This is a genomic window from Gallaecimonas zhanjiangensis (assembly GCF_057624825.1).
The window spans coordinates 3313459-3337975 of the sequence record NZ_CM172603.1; the positions used below are offsets into that span (position 1 = coordinate 3313459).

At 59.7% G+C, this 24517-nt stretch carries 18 protein-coding genes; 12 read left to right on the forward strand and 6 right to left on the reverse strand.

From position 1 onward, the window contains the following. Positions 1–37 precede the first annotated feature (37 nt). From AC22G1_RS15720 to AC22G1_RS15730, 3 genes are all read right to left on the reverse strand, one after another. Positions 38–1189: an HD-GYP domain-containing protein gene (locus AC22G1_RS15720; RefSeq protein WP_123420316.1), complete on the reverse strand. Its 1152-nt coding sequence runs from the start codon at positions 1187–1189 to the stop codon at positions 38–40. A gap of 113 nt (positions 1190–1302) precedes the next feature. Beyond that, a complete protein-coding gene (locus tag AC22G1_RS15725; RefSeq protein ID WP_487314203.1) occupies positions 1303–2739 on the reverse strand; it encodes a coniferyl aldehyde dehydrogenase in 1437 nt (478 codons plus the stop codon). Positions 2740–2806: 67 nt separating this feature from the next. Continuing rightward, positions 2807–3172, reverse strand: coding sequence for a DUF3293 domain-containing protein (locus tag AC22G1_RS15730; RefSeq protein WP_170163980.1), 366 nt, complete (start codon positions 3170–3172; stop codon positions 2807–2809). 359 nt (positions 3173–3531) lie between these two features. On the opposite strand from AC22G1_RS15730, the gene arcA reads away from it, so the two are divergent. Then, complete coding sequence (arcA, locus tag AC22G1_RS15735; protein WP_050657719.1) at positions 3532–4260, forward strand: two-component system response regulator ArcA; 729 nt, start codon at positions 3532–3534, stop codon at positions 4258–4260. A gap of 52 nt (positions 4261–4312) precedes the next feature. Here arcA and arcB read toward each other — a convergent pair whose 3' ends face one another. Continuing rightward, positions 4313–6637: an aerobic respiration two-component sensor histidine kinase ArcB gene (gene arcB / locus AC22G1_RS15740; RefSeq protein ID WP_487314204.1), complete on the reverse strand. Its 2325-nt coding sequence runs from the start codon at positions 6635–6637 to the stop codon at positions 4313–4315. Between the two features lie 382 nt (positions 6638–7019). On the opposite strand from arcB, the gene gltB reads away from it, so the two are divergent. From gltB to AC22G1_RS15790, 10 genes are all read left to right on the forward strand, one after another. Continuing rightward, complete coding sequence (gene gltB / locus AC22G1_RS15745; protein ID WP_487314205.1) at positions 7020–11345, forward strand: glutamate synthase large subunit; 4326 nt, start codon at positions 7020–7022, stop codon at positions 11343–11345. Beyond that, a complete protein-coding gene (locus tag AC22G1_RS15750) occupies positions 11339–12748 on the forward strand; it encodes a glutamate synthase subunit beta (protein WP_487316737.1) in 1410 nt (469 codons plus the stop codon). The genes gltB and AC22G1_RS15750 overlap by 7 nt, the downstream gene beginning before the upstream one ends. Before the next feature lie 48 nt (positions 12749–12796). Next, positions 12797–13507, forward strand: coding sequence for a 5'-methylthioadenosine/S-adenosylhomocysteine nucleosidase (gene mtnN / locus AC22G1_RS15755; protein WP_464949143.1), 711 nt, complete (start codon positions 12797–12799; stop codon positions 13505–13507). 34 nt (positions 13508–13541) lie between these two features. After that, positions 13542–14348 (forward strand): hypothetical protein, encoded by an 807-nt coding sequence (locus AC22G1_RS15760; protein ID WP_487314206.1) that lies wholly within the window; start codon positions 13542–13544, stop codon positions 14346–14348. A gap of 58 nt (positions 14349–14406) precedes the next feature. Continuing rightward, on the forward strand, positions 14407–14784 hold the full coding sequence (locus AC22G1_RS15765) for a DUF2721 domain-containing protein (protein ID WP_417362004.1): 378 nt from the start codon (positions 14407–14409) through the stop codon (positions 14782–14784). A gap of 60 nt (positions 14785–14844) precedes the next feature. Continuing rightward, on the forward strand, positions 14845–15315 hold the full coding sequence (locus tag AC22G1_RS15770; protein WP_487314207.1) for a nuclear transport factor 2 family protein: 471 nt from the start codon (positions 14845–14847) through the stop codon (positions 15313–15315). An 87-nt stretch (positions 15316–15402) separates the two neighbouring features. After that, positions 15403–16284, forward strand: a complete 882-nt coding sequence (locus AC22G1_RS15775; RefSeq protein ID WP_487314208.1) for a kinase — start codon at positions 15403–15405, stop codon at positions 16282–16284. Then, on the forward strand, positions 16277–17026 hold the full coding sequence (locus tag AC22G1_RS15780) for an HAD-IIB family hydrolase (RefSeq protein ID WP_487314209.1): 750 nt from the start codon (positions 16277–16279) through the stop codon (positions 17024–17026). The genes AC22G1_RS15775 and AC22G1_RS15780 overlap by 8 nt, the downstream gene beginning before the upstream one ends. A 2-nt stretch (positions 17027–17028) precedes the next feature. After that, the gene (locus tag AC22G1_RS15785) at positions 17029–18255 is read left to right on the forward strand and encodes a glycosyltransferase family protein (RefSeq protein WP_487314210.1); all 1227 of its coding nucleotides are present in this window, start codon (positions 17029–17031) and stop codon (positions 18253–18255) included. A gap of 3 nt (positions 18256–18258) precedes the next feature. After that, the gene (locus AC22G1_RS15790) at positions 18259–20013 is read left to right on the forward strand and encodes a sugar phosphorylase (RefSeq protein ID WP_487314211.1); all 1755 of its coding nucleotides are present in this window, start codon (positions 18259–18261) and stop codon (positions 20011–20013) included. Positions 20014–20045: 32 nt separating this feature from the next. Here AC22G1_RS15790 and mdoH read toward each other — a convergent pair whose 3' ends face one another. Both mdoH and AC22G1_RS15800 read right to left on the reverse strand, forming a co-directional pair. Further along, positions 20046–22160: a glucans biosynthesis glucosyltransferase MdoH gene (gene mdoH / locus AC22G1_RS15795; RefSeq protein WP_487314212.1), complete on the reverse strand. Its 2115-nt coding sequence runs from the start codon at positions 22158–22160 to the stop codon at positions 20046–20048. Beyond that, positions 22157–23692, reverse strand: a complete 1536-nt coding sequence (locus AC22G1_RS15800; RefSeq protein ID WP_487314213.1) for an OpgD/OpgG family glucan biosynthesis protein — start codon at positions 23690–23692, stop codon at positions 22157–22159. Before AC22G1_RS15800 ends, mdoH begins: the two co-directional genes overlap by 4 nt. Positions 23693–23903: 211 nt before the next feature. On the opposite strand from AC22G1_RS15800, the gene AC22G1_RS15805 reads away from it, so the two are divergent. Next, entirely contained in the window at positions 23904–24488 is a 585-nt protein-coding gene (locus tag AC22G1_RS15805; protein WP_487314214.1) for a nucleoside deaminase, read from the forward strand. Positions 24489–24517 lie beyond the last annotated feature (29 nt).

Genomic DNA, 24517 nt, shown 5'->3' on the forward strand with positions numbered 1-24517 from the left:
GGGCGAGATATTACGCTGGATCAAGTTCCCTGTCGGCTCAGAGCAGATAACGGGCCACGTCGATGCTCCATTCGCTGGGGTCTTCGGCCTTTTCAATGGAATCGCTGGAAAACAGCAGGTTGAGATTCTGTACCGGCAGGTGGGAATGGCTGGCAATGGAATACACCACCTTGAGCTTGGGCCTAAGCGCCGACTCGGGGTTAAGCTCCACCACCACCGCCAAGCGGCCAGATTTGAGCCTAACCAGGCTGCCCACCGGATACACCCCCATGCAGCGCACAAACTGGCGCACCAGGTTGTCGTCAAAATGGCTGCCAGCCAGCTCCATCAGTAGCCGCATGGCTTTGGTTGGCGCCATGGCTTCCTTGTAGCAGCGCTCGGCGGTAAGGGCGTCGTAGACATCGACAATGCTCACCATCCGCGCGTACATGGACACCTCTTTACCCGACTTGCCTTTGGGGTAACCGTTACCGTCGATGCGCTCATGGTGGTTGGCCACCACGTCCATCACCTCTGGCGGCAGATCTTTTTCTTCGGCGAGGATGGCCGCCGAGTGGACCACATGGCTTTTCATCACCTCGAATTCGGCGTCGGTGAGCTTGCCAGGTTTCATCAAGATGGTTTCCGGCACCATGACCTTGCCAAGGTCATGCAGCAGGGCGCCGAGAGCCAGCTTGTCGATGGTTTCCCTGGCAATGCCCAAGTGGTTGGCAAAAATCGCCATCAGGATGCACACATTCAAAGAATGCTCCATCAGGTAGGCGTCTTTTTCGCGGATTCGGGTCAAACAGGACAAGGTAGTGGGGTGCTTGAGGGCGCCGTCAACAAAGGTGGAGGCATATTGCTGGGCCACTTCCACATCCGGGATGCCGCCATCCGACACCAGAGAGTAGAAGTCGGCCATCTGGTCGCGGGCCTTAGCGTAAAAGGTGCGGCTTTTGGCCACGCTACCAGACACCGCCGGCGCCTCTTCACTGGCAGCGGATGTATCAGGGGCTGGCGCTTCTTCTTTTTGCTCGGTGCGCGGCTCTATCCAGACACTGCTGACCCCGGCGCTACGCAGCGCCAGGATGTCCTGAGGTGATTGGATACGGCCGGATTTTTTCAGTCGATAGCCTGTGCTTTCTTCTATTCGGATGACCAAGTCACCCACTTTTAACGCTTCTATGGAGACGCAAATCTCAGGCATCTTTCCCCCTCACTGCCTGCCGATAAGCCAAGGGTGCCAGCCATGCACCTTGTCGGTTTTGCCCATCTGCAGGTAACGGTACATCACAATTTCACCGCCGGGTAAGCCGCAGCCTACCTCAGCATCCATGTTAAAAAGGCTTTCAAGGCGCCCTTGGTGTAGGGCGGGTAAATCATTGCATTCAGGGTCCAGCGCCCGCGTTTAAGCACCGGTTTGGCCTTGGACAGGCTAAGCACCCCTTCCTTGCCATGGTAGTGGCCCATGCCAGACGGCCCTATGCCGCCAAAGGGCAGGTCCGGTGCCGCCACCTGCAACAGGGTGTCGTTGATACAAACCCCACCGGCATGTATCTCATCCAACAGGCGCCGCTGCACTTTCTTTTTAAATGAAAAAGGATAAAAAGCCAGTGGTTTGGGGCGCGCTCGGATAAAAGCCACGGCCTGGGCCAGGTTGTCGTACTCGATAATGGGCAAAATCGGCCCGAAGATCTCTTCTTGCATCACCGCCAACCCAAGCGGTGGGTTGATAACAAGGTGCAGCCCCAGGCGCTGGCGGCTGTCTATTCTATCAGGCCCGCTGTGCAGCAACTTGCACCCGGCGTTTCTGGCCTCATCCAGGTAGCCACAGAGCCGCTGGTATTGGGCGCCGTTGATGACTGACGAGTAATCGCCGTTGTCCTGCCAGTCCGGGTAGCGGCGGTTAAAGCCAGCCAGCATGGCCTCGGCCAGGGCTTCGCCCTTGCCTTTGGGCACTAACACGTAATCGGGGGCCACACAAGTTTGGCCGGCGTTGAAGCATTTACCGAATAACAGCCGCTCGGCCGCCAGCGCCAAGGGCACATCATCATTAATCAGGGCCGGCGATTTGCCGCCCAGCTCCAAGGTCACCGGCGTGAGGTTCTCGGAAGCGGCATGCATCACCATGCGGCCCACCGCGGTTGAGCCAGTAAACACCAGGTGATCAAAGGGCAGCCGCGAAAACGCCGCCGCCACTTTGGCATCCCCCTGGACCACCTGCACCACCGCCGGTGAAAAATACTGGCCAATCAGCCGGGCAAAGAGCGCCGAGGTAACCGGGGTGTGCTCGGACATTTTCACCAACACCCTGTTACCGGCCGCCAACGCCGCCGTCAGCGGGCCTATGGCGAGATACAAGGGGTAGTTCCAGGGCACCATCACCCCCACCACCCCCAGCGGGTGATACTCCACCCAAGCTTTGGAGGGCCACAGGCTAAAGCCGGGGCTGCGGTTGTCTCGTTGCAGCCAAAAGCGCAGGTATTTAAGGTGATGGTCGATGCCTTCAATGGCGGGCAGCAGCTCGCCAAGGCTGGTCTCCATGGGGCTTCGGCCACCAAAGTCGCTGTCGATGGCTTCTCTTAACTGCTGCTGATTCTCTACCAGCAGCAGGCGCAGGGTCTCGAGCCATTGGCGCCGGGTTTTAATTGTCGGGAATGGCTCGCTTTCAAAAGCGCCCCTGGCCTGGTCCAGCAAATTGGACAGGCTGCTTGGCATGCTTTGCACGCGGGGGAAGGTGGCCACTTTTCCTGACATGATTTCCTCTTACCGCCTTTCTGGCGTTTTTGTTCACGCTACGCCAAAGCCCGGCGTAAAAAAAGCCTCAGCCCTGCGTGGGGCATTCCACAATACGCTCGGAAAAGAGCCCCAGGAAGCAAGGCGGCTGTTCCAGCAGGCAAGGCAGCAGGTATAACTCGTCGTTTTGCACCCAGAAGATGGCGTTCTGCTCCAGCTTCTGGCCAAGGGCCAGGGCCGGGGTTTTCGCCATCACCAGCGCCCAGGATTTCTCACGATGCTTAAGGTCTGGCGAGCAGCCCCAAAGGCTTTGCGCCTTGACGCCAGCGGCGGTGAGTTCAGCGGCCAATTGCAGGTCCCGATGGTGATTGGCCTGCTCGCTGAGCAGCTTTCCCCTGGGGTTGTGAGCAGTGACGATGGCAAAGTCCAAACGCTTCGATAGGGGCTTTGGCATCAGAAACACTGTGTTTTGATACAACAGCCATTGATCCATCGTGCTTTCCGGCAAAGAACTTTATGATTATTTTAGGCTTTGTAACAGTCTTTAGCCTAGTGCGTCAGCTTGTTAGGCCGCTGTTACATCGCTTATACTGCTCGCCCCACAGCAAGGACAAAAATTGAGCATCGAAGGGGTTTTACTGGAGTTCGGCAGTGCCGGCTGAACTTTATTGAATAGGTAGAACCCAAGTTAGCAGTTGTCGGTGTGGATTTAAGGGATTGTCAGCGCTTCGTTGCTAAAATCTCAGAACGTACATTAGTTAGTCCTTGCCCATTGTTGATGCAAAATTTTGAGTCCTAAAATTAGGTAAGCCCATGCAAACCCCTCATATTCTCATTGTTGAAGACGAAACGGTAACTCGCACCACCCTTAAAAGCCTGTTCGAAGCAGAAGGTTACGCGGTGGTGGAAGCCAGTGACGGCGCCGAGATGCATGATGTATTGGCCAACCATCCTATCGATCTGGTGATCATGGACATCAACCTGCCGGGTAAAAACGGCCTGTTGCTGGCTCGCGAAATTCGCGAGAAAAAAGATATGGGTCTGATTTTTCTGACCGGTCGCGACAATGAAGTCGACAAGATCCTGGGCCTGGAAATTGGTGCCGATGATTACATCACCAAGCCCTTTAACCCCCGTGAGCTGACCATCCGTGCCCGCAACCTGCTAGGCCGTACCCTGGCCAGCGGTAAGCCGGAAGAACACTCGGAAATCGAGCGTTACAAATTCAACAACTGGTCTCTGGAAGTGAACAGCCGCTCTCTGGTCAGCCCCAAAGGCGAGAGCTTCAAGCTGCCCCGCAGCGAGTTCCGCGCCCTGCAGTTCTTTATCGAAAACCCCGGTAAAATTCTGACCCGCGCCGAGCTTCTAAAGCAAATGACCGGCCGCGAGCTCAAGCCCCATGACCGTACCGTAGACGTAACCATCCGCCGTATCCGTAAGCACTTTGAATCTGTGCCGGAAACCCCGGAGATCATCGCCACCATCCACGGTGAAGGCTACCGTTTCTGTGGCGAAATCGAAGCCACTGAGACCGCTGTCTGAGACTAAGCAAGAACAAAAAAGCCGCCCCTTAGGGCGGCTTTTTTGTGGCCGGTTAACTGCGCTCGTCGAGCCACTGGCGCAGCAGCGCCAAGTCTGATTGCCACTGCTCGACTATCTCATCCACCCATTCGTGAATGTTCTCGTCCCAGGCCGGGGCCTCGCCGTGCTGGGCATGGTTGGCCAACTGCTGGATACGCTTAAGCCCCACGGCCGCGGCTGCCCCTTTGATTTTATGGGCCATCTCGCAGGTGGCTTTCTTGTCGCCGGCCATCAGGTTGGATTCGAGCACCTTGAGGTAGTCAGGCATCTGGTTTTCCAACAGGTCTACCGACTGCTGCATGATGGGGGCGCCAACCGCCTCGACAAACTGGCTGAGGATATCGGTATCCAGCAGTTTGTCTTCGTCTTCCTCTGTTTCGCGGCGGGTGGCCAATACCGCCCCAGGCTCACCATAAAACTCGTCGATAATGGCGCTCACCGAGGCCACCGACAACGGCTTGGAAATGGCGTCGTCCATGCCGTTCTCCAGGTACTCGTCCTTGTCTTTGATGACGTTGGCAGTCAGCGCCACGATGGGCAGCTCGGCAAAGCGCTCTTCTTCGCGCAGCGCACAGGCCACCTCGAAACCGGTCATATCCGGCAGCTGAATATCCAACAGCACCAGATCAAACAGATGATGCTGGCAGGCGGTAAGGGCTGCCTGCCCGTCCATGGCGACAGTCACCTGGTGGCCAAGCTTGGTGAGCAGCGCCTTGGCAACGGTCACGTTGAGTTCGATGTCTTCTACCAGCAGGATGTCGAGCTTGCGCTGGGCGGCGGGTTCCTCGGCGGGCAGCGCCTTGGGTTTGTCGCAAAGCGGCAGGGTTAAGGTCAAAGTAAAGGACGAGCCCCTGCCGGGCGCCGATTGCACGTCCAGCTCGCCGCCCATGGCCTCGGCCAGGTTGCGAGACACTGCCAGCCCGATACCGGTGCCGGTGGCGTGTTTCTTGCCACCCGACTCCACCTGGTAATACATGGCAAAAATCTTATCCAGCTCGGCCTTGGGAATGCCGATGCCGGTGTCGGTCACGGTAAAGGCCAGGCGGGTGCTGCCGGTGGGGGCCGGCTCTACCTTCACCGCCAGCCCCACCTTGCCCTGCTCGGTGAATTTGACGGCGTTCCCCAACAGGTTCCACAGCACCTGGCGGGTGCGGGTTGCGTCCATCTGCACCCGCTGCGGCATCTCGCCCTGGCATTCAAACTGCCAGCCAAGGCCTTTTTGCTGGGCCATCAGCTCGGCCAGGTTGGCCAGGTCTTTGACAAAGGCTGGCAGGTCCTGGGAGTCCGGCACTATGGTCAAGCGGCGCCGGTCGGCTTTATCCAAGTCGATGATGTCGTTAAAGAGGTTACCCAGGGTCTCGGCCGACACATAAATGGTGTTGAGGTAAGAGCGCTGCTGCTCGGTCAGCTCGGTGTCTTTGAGCATCCTGGCAAGGCCAACGATGCCGTTCAGCGGCGTGCGCAGCTCGTGGCTGAGGGTGGCGATAAACTGGGTCTTTTCCCTGGCGGCCTTTTCCAGGGCGTCGGCGGCTTTTTTACGCTCGGTGATATCGCGGCCAAAGCCCAGCAGCCCCAGGCGCCGGCCCGAGGCGGAGAAAAACGGCACCTTGCGCATCTCAAACAGCGCCTTGCGGCCATCGGGGTATTGCAGCCACTGCTCGTAAGTCACCTGCTGGTTGTTGGCAAACAATACCTTGTCGGTTTCGATGGCCCGCATCGCCACTTCGTTGGGGTACACCTCGAAAGGCGACAAGCCAATAAGTTCTTGCTCCTTCTTGCCGGTCACCTCTTCTACCGCCTTGTTGCAGCCGTAGAAAATGCCCTTCTCGTTGCGAAAATAAATCATGTCCGGCGAGGAGTTGATAAAAGAGCGCAGCAGAGCGGTCTGTTCACCCAAGGATTCCTGGGTCTTTTTACGTTCCACTACCTCGAGGCTCAGCCGGTCGATGGCGTCCTGGCGGGCAAACTCGGCCTTTTTACGCTCGTCTATCTCGAAGTTGAGCTGCTCGACCTTGTCCTTGAGGCTCTGGTTAAGCACTTTGTCCTGCTCGCGCAGCTGCTCAAGCTGCTCGACCAGTTGGAAGAGGTGGCGCCTTGAACGCTCGAGCTGGGCAATCATTTCCAGGAAGAAATAGAGGATCCAGGGCGCGGTCAGCAGGGTCAGCAGCAGCGGGGTCAGCAGGTCGTAAACCGTGACGTTGCCGTGCAGCAGGATATCGGTGGTGCTGGTTCCCACCAGGCTCACCAGCAGAATAAGGCTGAAAAGGGCGATACTGAACCGCGCCGTTCCCAGACGGGTCAGCAGCTCGGTAAATTTCTGCGCCCAGGCTGTCATCATAGGGTGTCGTCCTCCACAACTGGGGGCATTGTCCTTTACTCGGCCCCCCGGGGCAATCGGCAGGACAAAGAAGCACAAATGCGGCTTTGCCGGCCAGGGTCCCTTGTTAGGTACTGAATATTCCGTTGGTTTCCCGATTGCGCGGTATTTTCACAAACAAAAAATTTATTCAGGCCTTCCGGACGGCTAAACAGCCAAATAACCACATGATTTATCTGATAAAGGCGGAAGTTTTCTTCCGCTTTGTGGCGGCTTTACTGTGCGTGGGATCGCAAAAAGCCATTGACCACACCCCAGCAGGGGCTATAGGGTGAACAGTCCGCAACTGAGCATTAACATTTTTTATGCTGCATTAATGCATAAAAATGATGGAGGTGGACACATGGTTGAAGCCCATGACAACTGTGGTTTTGGCTTGATCGCCCACAAAGAAGGGCAAGCCAGTCACAGGCTGCTTCGCCTGGCCCTGCAGGGGCTTTCCCGCATGCAGCACCGTGGTGGTGTTGCCGCTGACGGCCGTACTGGTGACGGCTGTGGCCTGTTACTTTCCCTGCCGACAAAATTCTTTCGTGCTGTGGCCGAGGAAAACGGTTTCCGTTTGGCCAAGCGCTTTGCCGTGGGCATGGTCTTCCTGCCCCAAGACCCGGCCCGCGCCAAGGCCATCATCGCCGATGAGCTGGCCAAAGAGACCCTGACCATCGCCGGCTGGCGGCCGGTACCGGTAGACGAGTCGGTACTGGGCTATATCGCCCTGCACAGCAAACCCGTTATCGAACAGGTGCTGGTCAACGCCCCGCCCGGCTGGCGTAAGCGCGAGCTGGAGCGTCGCCTCTACATGGCCCGTCGCCGCGCCGAAAAACGCCTGGAAGCCGAGCAGCAAGACGCTTACATGGCGTCCCTGTCCTGCGTGGTCATCGTCTATAAAGCTCTGACCCTGGCCGCCGACTTGCCCCGCTTTTATACCGATCTCACCGATCTGCGTATGGAAAGCACCATGTGTCTGTTCCACCAGCGCTTTTCCACCAACACCCTGCCGCGCTGGGAACTGGCTCAACCCTTCCGTTATCTGGCCCACAACGGCGAGATAAACACCATTTCCGGTAACCGCCACTGGGCCCGGGCCCGCAGCCACAAGTTCGCCTCGCCGCTGCTGCCGGATCTGCAAACGGCCAAGCCCTTTGTGTCGTCCAACGGCTCTGACTCACAGGCCATGGACAACATGCTGGACCTGCTGCTCTCCGGCGGTATGGACCTGTTTAGGGCCATGCGTCTTATCATGCCGCCCGCCTGGGAACAGGACCCGGTAATGGCCGATGACGTTAAAGCCTTCTTCGAGTTCAACTCCATGCACATGGAGCCCTGGGACGGCCCGGCCGGTGTAGTGATGGCCGATGGCCGCTACGCCGCTTGCCAGTTGGACCGTAACGGCCTGCGCCCGGCGCGCTGGGTAGAGACCTCTGATGGGCTCATTACCCTCGCCTCGGAAGTGGGTATCTGGGATTACGCCGAAGACGAAGTCATCGCCAAGGGCCGGGTCGGGCCAGGCCAGTTGCTGGCCGTGGACACCTTTAAAGGCCAGGTGTGGTTTAGTGACGCCATCGACCGCGATTTGGCAGGCCGCCACCCCTACCGTGAATGGCTGAGCGAAAACCACACCAAGCTGACCCCTTTTGAGGATTTGTCGGCCGCCCAGGCCGGTATTCGTGACCTCACCGACGACCAGCTCAAGAAGGTCCAAAAATACTTTGGCCTGACCCGTGAAGAAATTCACGAGGTGGTAGAAGTGCTGGGCCGCGACGGCAAAGAAGCGGTAGGCTCCATGGGTGACGACACCCCCCTGGCCGGCTTTTCCAAGACTTCGCGCAGCCTTTTTGATTACTTCCGCCAGCGTTTTGCCCAGGTGACCAACCCGCCTATCGATCCGCTGCGCGAAGCCTTTGTGATGTCGCTCACCACCTATATCGGTGCCGAGCAAAACGTCTTTTGCGAGACCTCCGGCCACGCCGAGCGGGTGCAGTTTAAATCGCCGGTGCTGCTCTATTCAGACCTTCGCCAACTGCTGGACAAAAAAGTCCACAAGACCCTGAGCCTCGCCTACCCCAAAGACGGCAACCTTAAAGAGGCCATCATCGAGCTCTGTGACGACGCCGAAAACGCGGTCAAAGACGGCGCGGTGCTGGTGTTGCTGTCTGATCGCCATATCCACGCCGATCAGTTGATGATCCCGGCGCCACTGGCGGTTGGCGCGGTGCAAGAGCGCCTGGTTGACCGTCACCTGCGGGCCAGCGCAAACCTCTTTATCGAGACCGGCAGTGTCCGCGACCCGCACCACTTCGCCGTGCTGCTGGGCCTGGGCGCCACCGCCGTTTACCCCTATCTGGCCTTTGAATCCCTGGCGGCGCTGGTGGATGCCGGCATGCTGGATGATTCGCTCAAGGCGGTGCTGATCAAATATCGCAACGGCATCAACGGCGGCCTCAAGAAAATCCTCTCCAAGATGGGCATCAGCACCATCGCCTCTTACCGGGGCGCGGCGCTCTTTGATGTGCTGGGCCTTGATGACGAAGTGTGCAAGCTGTGCTTCCCGGGGCTAAGAAGCCCCATCGGCGGCAAAACCTTTGCCGCCATCCAGCAGCAAAGCCTCGCCGTGCACAACCAGGCCTTTATGCCGGGGCCACTGCCTCTGGGCGGCCTCTTGAAATTCCAGCCGGACGGCGAGTATCACGCCTGGAACCCAGACGTGGTGCGCACCTTGCAAACCGCGGTGCGCAGCGATTCTTGGGAAGCCTGGCAACAATACGCCAAGGCCGTGCATCAGGGCCGCGACGGTTTCCTTCGCGACAAGCTGAGCTTCAAGGCCAACACCAAGGCTATCGAGGTAGAGCAGGTGGAAGCGGCCGAGAAGCTGTTCCCGCGCATGGATACCGCGGCCATGTCCATCGGCGCTTTGTCGCCGGAGGCGCACGTGGCCCTTGCCATCGCCATGAACCGCCTGGGTGGCCGTTCCAACTCCGGTGAAGGCGGCGAAGATCCCAAGCGCCGCCGCTCCGAGGGCCGCTCTAAAATTCGCCAGGTGGCCTCAGGCCGCTTTGGCGTGACCCCGGAATACCTGGCCACTGCCGAAGTTATCCAAATCAAGATGGCCCAAGGCGCCAAGCCCGGTGAGGGCGGCCAGCTGCCCGGCCACAAGGTGTCGGTGGAAATCGCCAAGTTGCGCCACTCCACCCCCGGCACCACCTTGATCTCGCCGCCGCCGCACCACGATATCTACTCTATCGAGGACTTGGCGCAGCTGATTTACGACCTTAAAACCGTCAACCCCGAGGCGTTGGTGTCGGTGAAATTGGTATCGAGCCAAGGCGTGGGCACCATTGCCTGTGGCGTGGCCAAGGCCGGCGCCGACCTTATCACCTTGTCCGGTTACGACGGCGGCACCGGCGCCAGCCCGCTGACGTCGGTCAAATACGCCGGCGGCCCCTGGGAGCTGGGGCTGGTGGACGCCCACCACGCCTTGATAAAAGAAGGCCTGCGCGACCAGGTAATACTGCAAGTGGACGGCGGCTTTAAAACCGGCCAAGACGTAGTCAAAGCCGCCATCATGGGCGCCGACAGCTTCGGCTTCGGCACCGCTCCCATGGTAGCGCTGGGTTGCAAATACCTGCGTATCTGCCACCTCAACAACTGCGCCACCGGGGTAGCCACCCAGCACACCCTGCTGCGTGACAAGCATTTCCGTGGCCTGCCCGAGCAGGTGGAGTCCTTCTTTACCCTGATGGCCCGCGAAATTCGCGAGCTGCTGGCAAGCCTTGGCGTGGCCAGCCTCGACGAGGCCAAAGGCCGCCTGGATCTTTTGGAATGCAGCGACAGCAACATCGGCAAAGTGCTGCTAAAACCCTTGCCGGCCCTACCCGATTACGAGGTGGTGCTGCCTGAGCCCGAGCACAGCCTGAATGACAAAATTCTGGCCGAAGCCCAGCTCGACACCCCCTGGCTGGCTTATTACCCCATCAGCAACACCGACCGTACCGTGCCGGCGACCCTGAGCGGCGCCATCGCCAAAGCCTATGGCGACGGTGGCTGCCCGCAGCCCATTCGCCTGCAGTTCCGCGGCACCGCTGGCCAAAGCTTTGGCGCCTTCAGCCTGCCCGGCATGGAAGTGCGCTTGGTGGGCGACGCTAACGACTATGTCGGTAAAGGCCTTGGCGGCGGCACCCTGGTGCTGAGCCCGCCGCCTGGCAGCCATTTTGTGGCCGCTGACACCCTTATCATGGGTAACACCTGCCTCTTTGGCGCCACCGGCGGCGAATGCTTTGCCGAAGGCCAGGCCGGTGAGCGGTTCGGGGTGCGCAACTCCGGCGCCACCGCCGTTGTCGAAGGTGTAGGTGACCACGGCTGCGAGTACATGACCGCCGGCATGGTGGTGGTACTGGGTAAAACCGGCCGCAACTTCGCCGCCGGTATGACCGGTGGCCTGGCTGTGGTGATGGACCTGGACGACCGCGCCGTCAACAACGAGTTGGTGCAGTGGTGCCCCTTGAGCGCTCATAGCGACATCACTCAGCAGGTGCGCGCCCTTATCAAGCGCCACCAGAACCTCACCGGTTCGGTTCGCGCTGGCGAGCTGCTGGAAGACGCCGACTGGGCCCAACGCTTTACCTTGATCCATCCGCAAGGCTGGCAGCCGCAACTGAGGGAGGCCGTATCGTGAAAGATCCCCTGCACTTTTTAAATTTCGAGCGCCAGACCGGCGAAGTTGTGCCAGCCAAGGAACGGGTTACCCAGTTCAAGGAAGTTCAGGCCCAGCAAAACCAGCAGGTGCGTGAAGAGCAATCTTCCCGCTGCCTCGACTGCGGTACTCCTTATTGCCAATGGAAATGCCCGCTCCATAACGCCATTCCCCGCTGGCTGGAGCTGGCCGGTGAAGGCCGCATCATGGAAGCGGCGGAGCTGGCCCACCAGACCAACCCGCTGCCAGAAGTGTGCGGCAGGGTTTGCCCGCAAGACAGGCTTTGCGAAAGCGTTTGTACCTTGAACGACGAGTTCGGCGCCGTGACCATAGGCCAGGTGGAGCGCGACATCACCGACTTGGCGCTGGACGCCGGTTGGCGCCCAGACCTTGCTTATGTGGCCAAGACCGGCCACAAGGTGGCGGTGATCGGCGCAGGCCCGGCCGGTATCGGCTGCGCCGATTACCTGGTGCGCGCCGGTGTGGCGGTCACCGTCTATGAAGCAGAACCCGTTATCGGCGGCCTGCTCTCAACCGGTATCCCAGGTTTCAAGCTGGAAAAAGACATCATCACCCGCCGCTTTGAGGTGCTCAAAGACATGGGCGTGGAGTTTGTGCTGGGCACCAAAGTCGGCCAGGACATCAGTTTTAAGGAGCTGCTGGACGGCTATGACGCCGTGTTCCTGGGCCTGGGCGCCCCCCGTAGCGTCGATTCCGGCCTGGCTGGCAGCGACGCCGAGGGCTGCCTGGAAGCGGCTCATTACCTCTACGACCAAAACCTCAAGTTGATGCAAGGCACCGAGCTGCACTTTGACCAGAAGGGCAAGCACGTGGTGGTTATCGGTGGTGGCGACACCGCCATGGATTGTTCCCGCACCGCCCTTCGCCAAGGCGCGGCCAGCGTCACCCTGCTCTATCGCCGTGACCGGGAGAACATGCCCGGCTCGCCCAAGGAAGTGCGTTTTGCCGAGGAAGAAGGCCTGCAATTTGCCTTTTGCCACCAGCCGCTGGAAGTGCTGGCCCAAGGCGGCAAAGTGGAGGGCATTCGCGTTCAGGAAACCCAGTTGGGCGCCCCGGATGCCTCTGGCCGCCGCCGCCCTGAACCTGTGGCAGGCTCGGAGCGCGACCTCAAGGCCGACACCGTGGTGCTGGCCTTAGGTTTTCGCCCGCAGCTGCCGGCTTGGCTCTCGGAAGTAGGCGTGGTTGCCGACGAAGCGGGCCGCGTGCTGGCGCCGGACGGCAAGACCCTGCATCCGAAGATCTTCGCTGGCGGCGATATGGTGCTGGGGGCCGACCTGGTGGTGACCGCCATCGCCAACGGCCGCAAAGCCGCCATGGGCATTCTCGACAAACTCGGCCTCACGGCTGGGGTGACCGCAGCCTAAGGCTCGGGCTATCATTGGGGTTTTCCCCTCCGGTTAGGATGAACCCCAATGAAGCTCGGCATCATCGGCGCCATGGAACAGGAAGTGGCGCTTCTTAAAAGCCAGATCAGTAACCTCAGCACCGAAGTCGTCGCCGGCTGCGAAATTTACAGCGGCCAACTGGGCGGCGGTGACGTGGTGCTGATGCGCTCCGGTATCGGCAAGGTGGCAGCCGCCATCGCCACCACCATCCTGATTGAACGCTTCGCTCCCGACGCCATCATCAACACCGGCTCTGCCGGCGGCTTCGACCCGACCTTGGAAGTGGGCGACGTGGTGATCTCCAGCGAAGTACGCTACCACGACGTGGACGTAACCGCTTTTGGTTACGAGCTGGGCCAGGTGCCGCGCATGCCGGCCGCCTTCCAGGCTCACCCCACCCTGGTTTCCGTGGCCCAGGACGTGATTGGCGAAATGGCCAGCCACAAGGCCAAAACCGGCCTTATCACCACCGGCGACATTTTCATGTCCGATCCGGTGCGTGTTGAAGCCACCCGCAAGGCCTTCCCCACCATGATCGCCGTGGAAATGGAAGCCGCCGCCATCGCCCAAACCTGCCACCAGTTCGATGTGCCCTTCGTGGTTACCCGGGCCTTGTCCGACATCGCTGGCAAAGAATCCCCCATGTCCTTTGAAAGCTTCCTGGAAAAAGCCGCTACCCACTCCGCCGAGTTGGTAATGGCGCTGGTCGCCAAACTCAAAGACAGTGAACTGGCCTGAGTTAACCCTCCTTCTTGCCTGGCCGGCAGCCTTGGTGCTGCCGGCTTTGCCGTTTTGGCAGGCCATCTCGCGCCTGGCAGACCGGCTGGCAACCAAGGTCAACAAAGGTGAACCCCGCCAGCGGCGCTTGGCCGGGGTGCTGGCCTTTACGCTGCTGTGGGGCAGCCTGGCGCTGGTGGCCGCGTTGCTGTTTTACAGCGCCGAGCTGCCGCTGGTTATCCAGGGCCTGGCCTTTTATCTTGCCTTTAGCGACCCTCGCCCCGCCAAACTCAGCGCCGTCGGCTCCCTGGCCAAGGCCCCAGCCAGAGAACTTCTGGGCTCGGTGCTCAAGCGCGATTGCAGCCGCTACTCCCAGGAAGGGATTTACAAAGCGGCCATCGAGGGGCGTTGGCGGGTAACCAAGGAGCGCTTGCTGCTGGTGCTGCTGCTGGCCTTTGGCGCTGGCCTGCCCGCCTTTTTAATAAGAGCTTGGTGGGTGATTGGCGATCGCTGGCACCCGGCTCGCCCGGGCTTTGGTGATTTTGGTAAGGCCTTGGTGCCCATCGCCTGGCTATGCCGGGCCCTCGGGGCGCCGCTCGCCCTCTTTTGGACGGTGCTGGCGTTAAAGCCCTCGGCGCTTTTTAGCCGGGAAAAGCCCCGGCAGATGGCGATGCTGGCTACTGCCCTTAGTTGCCAGTTGGGAGGGCCGCTTCTTATCGGCGGCCATAAGATAAGCCGGGAGCGAGTTGGCCCCGGCCAGCCTGCCGATGCCGCAACATTAAGGCGCCTTGGCGTTCTGGCCATGGGCGGTGAGAGCGCCAGCTTCCTGCTGGTGGCCCTGACCTTGGTGCTGGTGCATTAACGGCGCCTTTTGCTAAGCTTCGACATTCGGCCAGCGCAATGAAATCAAAGGAAAAAGTGTGGAACTGACCCTCACCACCCCGGCGGTACTCTTCCCTGCCATATCGTTGCTGCTGCTGGCGTACACCAACCGGTTTTTGCACCTGGCCAATCTTATCCGCCAGATGCACGCCACGGAACTTAGCCCCCGCATTCGCCGTCAAATCGCCAACCTGCGCCGCCGGGTTATCCTGATCCGCTATATGCAGGAGGCCGGGGTGCTGAGTTTCCTGCTGTGCGTGCTGACCATGCTGGCCTTGTATGTAGGGTCGCCCACTCTCGCCTGGTGGCTGTTCGGGTTGTCGCTGCTGCTTTTGGGGATCTCCCTTTGCCTGTCGGTGATAGAGATCCGCATCTCGGTCAAAGCCCTGGACATCCACCTAGACGAGATGGGCTGACTTGGCGAGGCAACGGGGGTCTGGCAAACTCCGCATTTGTAATAGTAAAGAGACCCCTGAATGAGAGCGCTGTACCTGCTTATCTTACTTTTCTGCCTGCCGGCCTTCGCCGATGAAGATGCGCTGCTGCTGGCCAGAAAGTACATGCAGGCCTACACCGCCATGGATTACGGCGAGCTAGAGCAGTTCTACCACTTCGACGCCGTGTTCCAAGACCCCAGCGCCTCGGTGCAAGGCAACAGCCAGAACATCGCCGGGCGCACCGCCATCCTCGAATTTTTGAAAAAAGCCGAACAAGGGGTGGCCCAGATCCGCTTTGTGGAGAACAACCACATGGTGATCGGCAACTGGGTCATTTTGATGGGGGAATACCACTATCTGGTGTCAGGCCCCCAGTTTGGGCTTGGGCCGCAACCGGTGTGGATAGTCGTCAAAGGCATCACCGAATTACAGGTGGATACCGGCGCTGGCCAAATCCGCATTCACCGCGACATGCTGGACTACGAATCGGTCCCCTCTCAGCTGCAATAATCCTTCATAGACAGGCATTTAATCTGCATAAATCGTTTACCCCTGCCTTTTCAGTCCGTATGCTGAAATGAATGAAGGGGGACCTTTATGCACCAGGTTATACAAGACGCCGTCAAGGCCCATGGGTTACCTGAGCAGTTCCAGGAAACCGTTACCCAGCACTACCTGCCTCTGGCAGAAAAAATCATTGCCCGCAGCCAGTGGAGCCCGGCGCCGCTGGTGGTGGGGGTTACCGGCGCCCAAGGTACCGGCAAATCGACCCTGGCCGACTTTCTGGCCATCTTGCTAAGGGAAATGGCTGCCTTTAAGGTGGCGGTTATCTCCCTTGACGACCTGTACCTGACCCGCGCCGAGCGCCTGGCCCTGGGCGATACCGTGCACCCGCTGTTAAAAACCCGCGGCGTACCCGGCACCCACGATGTGGCCCTGGGCGAAGCGGTACTGGACGCCTTAGCCACCGCTTCCGACCAGCAACACACCGCCCTGCCCCGCTTTGACAAAGCCGTTGACGACCGCGCCCCCCAAAGCCAATGGCCGCACATCACCGGCCGCCCCGATGTGGTTATCCTTGAAGGCTGGTGCCTGGGAGCCGGTGCCCAGGACGACAGCGCCCTATCGCAACCGGCCAACAGCCTTGAAGCCAGCGAAGATAAAGGCGGCGCCTGGCGCCAATACGTCAACGACCAGCTCAAAGGGCCGTACCGGCGCTTTTTTGACCGGGTGCAATACCAGATTTTTATGCAGGCACCGTCCATGGACGCGGTGCTGGCCTGGCGCCAAAAACAGGAGCACAAGCTCAAGGCCCGGGTCGGCGATGGCCCCGGCATCATGAGCGACACCCAAATTGCCCGTTTTATTCAGCATTACGAGCGCCTAACCCGCCATTTGCTGGCCGAACACCCGCGCAACACCCTGGTCAGGTTCGAGCTGGACGACAACCACAGCATCAAGGCGGTGCACCATGCCTGAGTGGGTGGTAGTAACCGACCTTGATGGCACCTTGCTGGACCATCACAACTACAGTTGGGCACCGGCCCAGCCAGCCCTTGACCGCCTGGCCGAGCTTGGCATCCCGGTGGTGCTCAATTCATCCAAGACCCGCAGCGAAATTCGTGAGCTACAAAGCCAACTTGGGTTAAGCGGCCCCTTTATCGCCGAAAACGGCGCCATACTGGATTGGGGCGATGGCCAGGTTGAGGGTTTTGCCGAGCCGCGCCAACACCTGCTGACGGTGCTGGGCCAACTGCGCCTGCAAGGTTTTGCCTTTGAGGGCTTTGCCGATTGGAGCGCCCAGCAAATTGCCGCCAAAACCGGCTTGAGCCACCACGGCGCCTTACTGGCCGGGGACAGGGAATTTACCGAGCCACTGGAGTGGCAAGGGGATGAGAGCAGCAAGTGGGCCTTCGAGCAGGCACTGGCCGGGCATCAGCTTCAAGCCCAGCAGGGCGGGCGCTTTTTTACGGTAATGGGCCAGTATTCCAAGGCCGCCGCCTTTGACGCCCTGCGCCGCCATTACCCGGGCGCCCGGCTGATCGCCCTGGGCGACAGCCCCAACGACGGCCCCATGCTGGACGCTGCCGATATCGCCGTGGTTATCCAATCGGCCCGCAGCGACCAGCTCCACCCCAAGGGCCCCACCATCAGAACAACGGCGCCCGGCCCCAGCGGCTGGAACCAAGCCATACAGGACATTCTTAATCACAGGAGCTAAGCATGGCGGATTTTCACCAGAACGGGACCATCGCGACGCTGCACAACCTCACCCGCAGACCGGTAGAAGATCTGGAAAAGGAGTTGATGCGCTTTCGCCGCTATAGGCCCATGAGCCTGGTGCTGCCTTCCCTTTATTCGGAACTGCAATCACCGGCCCTGGCCGGGATCCTCGATGAGCTGGAAAAGGTGCCGTATTTGTCTGAGATCATCATCGGCCTGGACAGAGCCAATGAAGACGAATACCGCCACGCCCTGAAATACTTCTCGCGGCTGCCGCAATTTCACCGGGTGCTGTGGAACGACGGCCCCCGCCTTCGGGAAATAGACAAACTGCTGGCCAGCCACGACCTAGCCCCCAAGGAAATGGGCAAAGGCCGTAATGTCTGGTATTGCCTGGGTTACATGCTGGCAAGCGGCAAGGGCCAAACCGTGGCCCTGCACGACTGCGACATCCTCACCTACGAGCGCGGCTTGCTGGCAAGGCTGTTCTACCCGGTGGCCAACCCGGTGTTCAACTACAACTTCGCCAAGGGCTATTACGCCCGCTGCGCCGGCGGCAAGCTCCATGGCCGGGTCAACCGGCTGCTGGTGACTCCTCTTATCCGCAGCATGCAAAAGGTGTGCGGCTACAGCGAATACCTCAACTACATGGACGGCTTTCGCTACTCCCTGGCCGGGGAGTTTTCCATGCGTAAAGACTTGGTGGCGCACCTGCATATCCCCAGCGACTGGGGCTTGGAGATTGGCGTGCTCTCGGAGATGTTCCGAAGCTACGCCACACAGCGCATCTGCCAGGTGGATATCAGCGACAACTACGACCACAAACACCAGGAGCTGAGCGCCGAAGACGCCAATCAGGGCCTGTCGAAAATGAGCACCGACATCGCCAAGGCCTTCTTTCGCAAGCTGGCCACCAACGGCGAGATCTTCAGTACCGAGAAAATTCGCACCATCAAGGCCACCTATTACCGCATCGCTCTGGATTTCATCGACATCTTCAACGACGACGCCATGATCAATGGCCTCCAATACGACAGGCACAAGGAAGAACAGGCGGTGGAGCTTTTTGCCCAGAATATCGTCGATGCCGGCACCGGTTTTCTGGCCAACCCCATGGAAACCCCCTTCATGCCCAGTTGGAGCCGGGTGATCAGCGCCGTACCCAATATCCTCGATGACTTGAAATCCGCCGTAGAAGAAGACACCAAAGCCTATTTAGGAGCCTGAGCCATGGACACCCCGCTAACGCGCAAGTTATTGGCCCACTTACGGGTGATTTACCCCGAGGCCGACAACGGCCCGCTGGTGGAGCAGCTCATTGCCACCATGGCGCTGGACCCGGCCTCTCAGGCGCCCCCAACCCACAGAAACCTGTGGAACCAGAACGATGTGTTGCTGATCACCTACGGCAACTCGGTGGTAGACGAAGGGGAAAAGCCCCTGGTCACCCTCAACAAACTGCTGACCAACGAGTTGGACGATTGCCTGTCGGCGGTGCATATCCTGCCCTTTTTTCCCTACAGCTCGGACGACGGCTTCTCGGTTATCGACTATGTGTCGGTCAACGAAAGCCTGGGGGACTGGGGCCATGTCAGCACCATTGCCAAGCGCAAGCACCTGATGGCGGATTTGGTTATCAACCACATGTCGAGCCGCAGCGCCTGGTTTGAGAACTTCAAGCGCCGCCGCGACCCAGGCAAGGATTACTTTAAAGAAGCGAGCTTGGAAGACGACTTGAGCCAGGTGGTCAGGCCCCGCTCCAGCCCGCTGCTCACTCCAGTGCAAACCGACGACGGCGAGCGCATGGTGTGGTGTACCTTCAGCCCAGACCAGGTGGATTTGGACTTTGGTAACCCCCAGGTGCTGGTGGAGTTCGTGCGCATCATCCACTTTTATCTCGAACAAGGGGTGCGCATTTTCCGCCTCGATGCGGTGGCTTACCTTTGGAAGGTGCCGGGCACCAGCTGTATTCACCTGCAGCAGACCCATGAAGTGGTCAAACTGATGCGCACCCTCATCGAGCATGGTTACCCCAACGCGGTGATCATCACCGAGACCAACGTGCCCAACCGGGAGAACCTCACCTACTTCGGTAATGCCAACGAAGCCCATGTTATCTACAACTTTTCACTGCCGCCGCTGCTGGTGCATTGCTTGCTCTCGGGCAGCTGCCGGCACTTAAAAACCTGGGCCATGAGCATGCCGCCGGCCCAAAACGGCACGGCCTACCTTAACTTTATCGCCAGCCACGACGGCATCGGCCTGCGCCCAGCCGAAGATCTGCTGAGCGAGGAAGAGCTGGCCGAGTTTATCGGCACCATCAGCCGCTCCGGCGGCATGGTCAGTTACCGGCGTAAAGGCGACGAAGACAAACCCTACGAGCTGAATGTCAGCCTCTGGGACGCCCTCAAAGACACGGTGGACGGCGGCAAGAGCCACCAGCAACTGGCCCGTTTTTTGTGCGCCCACACCATCATGCTGGGCCTCGAAGGCATACCGGCCTTTTATATTCACAGCCTCTTTGCCACCGAGAACGACACTCAGAAGGTGGCGCTCACCTCCCGTAACCGCTCCATTAACCGCCACACCTGGAGCCTGGAGGCGCTGCGCACCGCATTGAGTAACGGCAGCCACCACCAGCAGGCTTATGAGGCGATGCGCCACCTTATCCAGACTCGCCGCGCCCAGCCCGCCTTTCACCCCAACGCCACCCAGTTCACCTTGCACCTGGGGCTGGAGGTATTCGGGTTCTGGCGCCAGAGCCTGGACCGAAGCCAGAGCATCTTTGCCATCCACAACGTGTCCAGCGAAGTGCAGCAGGTGGCGCTTTCCACCATCAACCTGGTGAGTACCGACTTGTGGTTCGATCTCATCACTGGCCGCCACTTCAACGACCCCCATGCCGACCTAACCTTGCAGCCCTACGAGTGCCTGTGGCTCAGTAACCGGGATTTCAGCGGCCAGGAAGCGCCACTAGAGGACTAAAAAGCCCGCCGAATGGCGGGCTTTTTCATGGCTTAGACTTCGGCGCCAACCGCCTTGTCGGCGGTCATGGCCACAAAGCGCTGGTAAAGCTCGGGGGTGGAGAGCAGCCAGGCCTTTTCCTTGTTGTCCATAAAGGAAAAAGCTTCGAGGGGGTCTGTGGTGTCAGAAAGCTTGGTAAACACCAAGGCGTCCTGGCCTTTAACCACCCCGGCCTTACGGGGCGCCACCGCATCGATGAGCGGCAGGCGGCGACGCGCCATCACCGGATCGGTCGCCAAGGTCTCCAATGTTGGGGCCTTGGCCAGCCGCTCCTCGTAATAAGGCAGGGTTTGGTCCAGCACCTTTTCGATGGCGGGCGCCTCTGCCTCTTCCGGAATACGCAGCCAGCCGCGCTCGGCAAAGTACTCACCCAGCTTGGCCGAGGCGGTGTAGTAGGACAACGGCACCGCCAGCAACATGCCGAGGATGGCCGGGGACAACCAGGCCAATAGCTGCCAGGAGTTGTACCAAGCGGCCAGCGCTAAAATGACCCCTGCCGCCACATGGCTGCGGTGGCGGCGCCACACATCACCCCAGGGCAGGCTGCCATCATCCCGGCGCTGGGGATTCCAGCCGCTGTCGGCGCCCAAGAACACCGACATCACGGCGCCGGAGTGGATGAGCATCATCACCGGGGCGATCAGCGCCGAGAGGATCACTTCCAAAAAGAAGCTCTTGATAAGACCCCAGGCACCGCCACTTTCCTGGCGAAGGCTTTTGTCAGAAAGCCCCAACGCCAGCCCCATCAGCTTGGGCGCAAAGAGCACCAACATGGTCACCGCAAACAGCCACAGCGCCCGTTCGGAGTCCAGCACCGGCCAGGCGGGGAACAGCGAGAAGGTGTCGGGGAAGTATTCGGGGCGGATAAACTGCGCCTGCAAGGCCAGGGCGAAACCGGCCAGTACCAGCAGCAGCCACAGCGGCGAGCTCAGGTAAGACATGATACCGGTCACCATGTGCATGCGGCTGACCCAGCTCAGGCCACGGGTGGGCAGCACCTTGGCATGTTGCAGGTTGCCCTGGCACCAGCGCCGGTCACGCACCGCCATATCAATCAGCGACGGCGGGCTCTCTTCATAGGAGCCGTCCAGATCCCAGGCGATATCCACCACCCAGCCGGCGCGGCGCAGCAAGGCGGCTTCCACGAAATCGTGGCTGAGGATATGGCCGCCAAAAGGCGCTTTACCGGGCAGCTCCGGCAAACCGGCACATTCCATAAAGGCGCTGGTGCGGATAATGGCGTTGTGGCCCCAGAAGTTGCCGTCACGGTCAACCCACCAGGCAAGGCCGGTGCCGACGATAGGCCCGTAGATACGAGTGGCAAACTGCTGGACCCTCGCCACCAAGGTGGTGCCGCGAATAAGGCGCGGAATGGTCTGGATAAGGCCAGCGTCGGGGTTGGCTTCCATGCGCCGGGCCAGTTGGATAAGGGTGTCAGGCGCGATAAGGCTATCGGCGTCCAACACCAGCATATGGTCGTAATGGCGGCCCCAGCGGCGGCAAAAATCGGCGACGTTACCGGCTTTACGGGCCAGGTTTTCGCGGCGGCGGCGGTAGAAGATGCGGGCCTTGTCGCCCAGGCGCTCGCGGATGGCCAGCAGCGCTTCTTCTTCTTGGAGCATCACCTCGGGGTTGGTAGTGTCGGCAATGATGAACCAATCAAAGGCCTCGCCTTCCCCGGCCTCGATAATGCCGCTCGCCATGGCTTCGATAGCCGCGAAGATCCGGGCCGGATCTTCGTTGTAGGTGGGCATCAGCACCACCGTCTTTTTGGTGAGCGGCGCCGTTTGCCACTGAGGCTTGGGGCCAAAACGCAGGGCGTAAAAACCGGCCAGGCCGGTGCTGCAGGCCAGGGCAATCCAGCAAAAGGTCATGGCGAAGAGCACCATGACGATGTATTCGGGCCAGGTTATCTTCCCGGCGGCAAACACCATCCACATTTCAAAAACGGCGTAGGCCGACAGCGCCATGGCGCTGCCCACCACCAACAGCCGCCGCCACCAGCGGGATTTGACGGCTTTTGGGTCAACCGGGGTACGGCGGTAAACAGATTTGAGGTCCTGGGGCGGCATCAAGCCGGCCAGTTCCTCGGGAGTCCCTGTACTCATGAGCCACTCACCCAGCGATACAACCAGGTTTCGGCTTGTCGGCCGTCTTCAAACTTGAGCTCCATGCGCAGCTCTGCGAGCTTGGCATCGCCCGGATGCAGCTTAAAGCTTACCCGGTAGCCCTGTACCTTGGGATTAGGCACCACGGTTACGTCGCTGATATTACCGGCCGAGGCAGTCACTACCGCTTTGGGCGGAGTGGCGGAGGGCGGCTGGGTGTCCTGGTAGTCCACCACGTAGAGGCGATCTGGGGTCGGGCCCTTGATATCGGCGCGGCCAGAGGCGGTTTCCACCACTCGCACCGCACGGGACAGCGGCTCGGTGCCCCAGCTCAAGCGGTAGGAGAAGCTGTACTCGGAGCCGGCCTTAAGCACTTCTTTGGGGTTCCAGAAGGCGATGATGTTGTCGTGGATCTCAGACTGGCTGGGGATCTCAATCAGGTTGACCGAGCCCTTGCCCCAGTTGCCCACCGGCTCAACCCACAGGCTCGGGCGCTTTTCAAAATGGGCGTCGAGATCCTGGTAGTCGTTAAAATCCCGGTCGCGCTGCATCAGGCCAAAGCCCATAGGGGCGGTGTCTTCAAAGGCGCTCAGCTGCAAGCTGGTGGGGTTGGACAGCGGCCGCCACAGGCGCTCGCCTTTGCCGTTCAAAATCAGCAGGCCATCGGAGTCGTGTACCTGGGGGCGGTAATCGTCTGCACGGCGGCGGTCATTCATGGAGAACATGTACATGCTGGACGCCGGTGCCAGGCCCACCTTGGTGAGATCGGTACGGGGAAACACCACCGCTTCTACGTCCATCACGGTGTTCTCGCCGGGGCGGATGGTAAAGCGGTAGGCGCCGGTGGCGCTGGGGCTATCCAAAAGGGCGTAAACCAGAATGGAGTTGCTTTCCTTGGAGGGCTTTTCAATCCAGAAGGCGCGAAAGGCCGGGAACTCCTCACCTTGAGGGTCGGCGGTCTTGATGGCTAGGCCACGGGCAGACAAGCCATAGTTTTGGCCTTTGCCCAAGGAGCGGAAGTTGCTGGCGCCTTGGAATACCGCCACTTCGTCGTAATAACCGCTGGCAAAAGGCGCGTGCAGGCGCAGCCCGGAGAAACCGATGTCTTGATTAGGCAGCGGCTTGGTCATGGCCTTGCCGGTGGTGAACATGGTCGGGTCAAAGGCCAGGTGCTTGGCTTCGCCGTTGTTGACGATGGCCACTTCCACCGGATCTTTGAAATACAACCCACGCAGGAACAGCTGCATCTGGTAAGGCAGCCCTTCTTTGGCCCAAATAGCCTTGTTGGGGTCGAAATGAATATCGCTGTATTCGTCGTAGGAGAGGTCGTCAAGGACGTCAGGCAGGGGTTTGTCCGCAGCCTTAAAAGGCTTTTTGGCCAGTTGCCGGGCCAGTTCGACCACGGTGTCACGGCTAAAGGGGCCGTCTTTGGTGTAAGTGGCCACTTCGGGGGCATCGGCCGCCATGGCTTTAACCATCAGGCAAAGTGGCAACAGCAGCAGCGCGGCTATTCTTAGAGTTGGTCGGTTCACCCTTCCTCCTTGGCCCAAAGGGCCCGTAAGACCAAACGGTAATCTTTCCATACCCCCAATAAACTCATGCTGTATAAGCACATGGAGAAATTACCGAACTGGATCACAACAGCTTGTTATAGAAACGTTTTCGTAAAAAATCTTCTTTTTATGAAGGGAATCGGCGTGTTAATGGCTAGACACAAGCTTTTCACAAAAAAGGAGTTTGCCCATGATCTTGGACACCCACACCGCTTCCCCCAGCCTGACTCTGTCGGCCAAGCTGCCTGAGTGGATCATACCGTTAGTGGACTGGCAAAAGCACTATCAGGACGATAATGAAAAAATGCGTCTTGCCATACAACTTGCTAAAGAAAATGTGGCAAGGGGCACCGGTGGCCCGTTCGGCGCCGCCATTTTCAGTGAACAGGACGGGCGATTGCTGGGCGTTGGAGTCAATGCGGTGGTGGCCAACCACAATTCCTGCCTGCACGGGGAAGTGACCGCCATCATGATGGCTCAGCACCAATTGCAGGCCTTTTCCCTCAAATCGGTGCCCTGTGCCCTCTTTACCTCATGCGAGCCTTGCGCCATGTGCCTGGGTGCCACGTTGTGGAGTGGCGTGCAGCGACTGGTGTGCGCCGCCAGCGGCGACGACGCCCGGGCCATCGGCTTTGATGAGGGCCCGGTGTTTTACGAGTCTTACCGCTATCTGGAAAAGGCCGGCGTTAAAGTGGAGCGTGGCCTGTTACGTGCTGATGCAAAAGGCGTTTTAGACAATTACCAGCGCGATGGCGGCCCCATTTACAACCCCTGACCCTGTATAAAAATACTGTTGGATAATGA

Bases quoted from the DNA above. Each gene is read 5' to 3' on its own strand.
- AC22G1_RS15720 (WP_123420316.1), bottom strand. From the start codon at position 1,189: ATGCCTGAGATTTGCGTCTCCATAGAAGCGTTAAAAGTGGGTGACTTG.
- AC22G1_RS15725 (WP_487314203.1), bottom strand. From the start codon at position 2,739: ATGTCAGGAAAAGTGGCCACCTTCCCCCGCGTGCAAAGCATGCCAAGC.
- AC22G1_RS15730 (WP_170163980.1), bottom strand. From the start codon at position 3,172: ATGCCAAAGCCCCTATCGAAGCGTTTGGACTTTGCCATCGTCACTGCT.
- arcA (WP_050657719.1), top strand. From the start codon at position 3,532: ATGCAAACCCCTCATATTCTCATTGTTGAAGACGAAACGGTAACTCGC.
- arcB (WP_487314204.1), bottom strand. From the start codon at position 6,637: ATGATGACAGCCTGGGCGCAGAAATTTACCGAGCTGCTGACCCGTCTG.
- gltB (WP_487314205.1), top strand. From the start codon at position 7,020: ATGGTTGAAGCCCATGACAACTGTGGTTTTGGCTTGATCGCCCACAAA.
- mtnN (WP_464949143.1), top strand. From the start codon at position 12,797: ATGAAGCTCGGCATCATCGGCGCCATGGAACAGGAAGTGGCGCTTCTT.
- AC22G1_RS15770 (WP_487314207.1), top strand. From the start codon at position 14,845: ATGAGAGCGCTGTACCTGCTTATCTTACTTTTCTGCCTGCCGGCCTTC.
- AC22G1_RS15775 (WP_487314208.1), top strand. From the start codon at position 15,403: ATGCACCAGGTTATACAAGACGCCGTCAAGGCCCATGGGTTACCTGAG.
- AC22G1_RS15780 (WP_487314209.1), top strand. From the start codon at position 16,277: ATGCCTGAGTGGGTGGTAGTAACCGACCTTGATGGCACCTTGCTGGAC.
- AC22G1_RS15785 (WP_487314210.1), top strand. From the start codon at position 17,029: ATGGCGGATTTTCACCAGAACGGGACCATCGCGACGCTGCACAACCTC.
- AC22G1_RS15790 (WP_487314211.1), top strand. From the start codon at position 18,259: ATGGACACCCCGCTAACGCGCAAGTTATTGGCCCACTTACGGGTGATT.
- mdoH (WP_487314212.1), bottom strand. From the start codon at position 22,160: ATGAGTACAGGGACTCCCGAGGAACTGGCCGGCTTGATGCCGCCCCAG.
- AC22G1_RS15805 (WP_487314214.1), top strand. From the start codon at position 23,904: ATGATCTTGGACACCCACACCGCTTCCCCCAGCCTGACTCTGTCGGCC.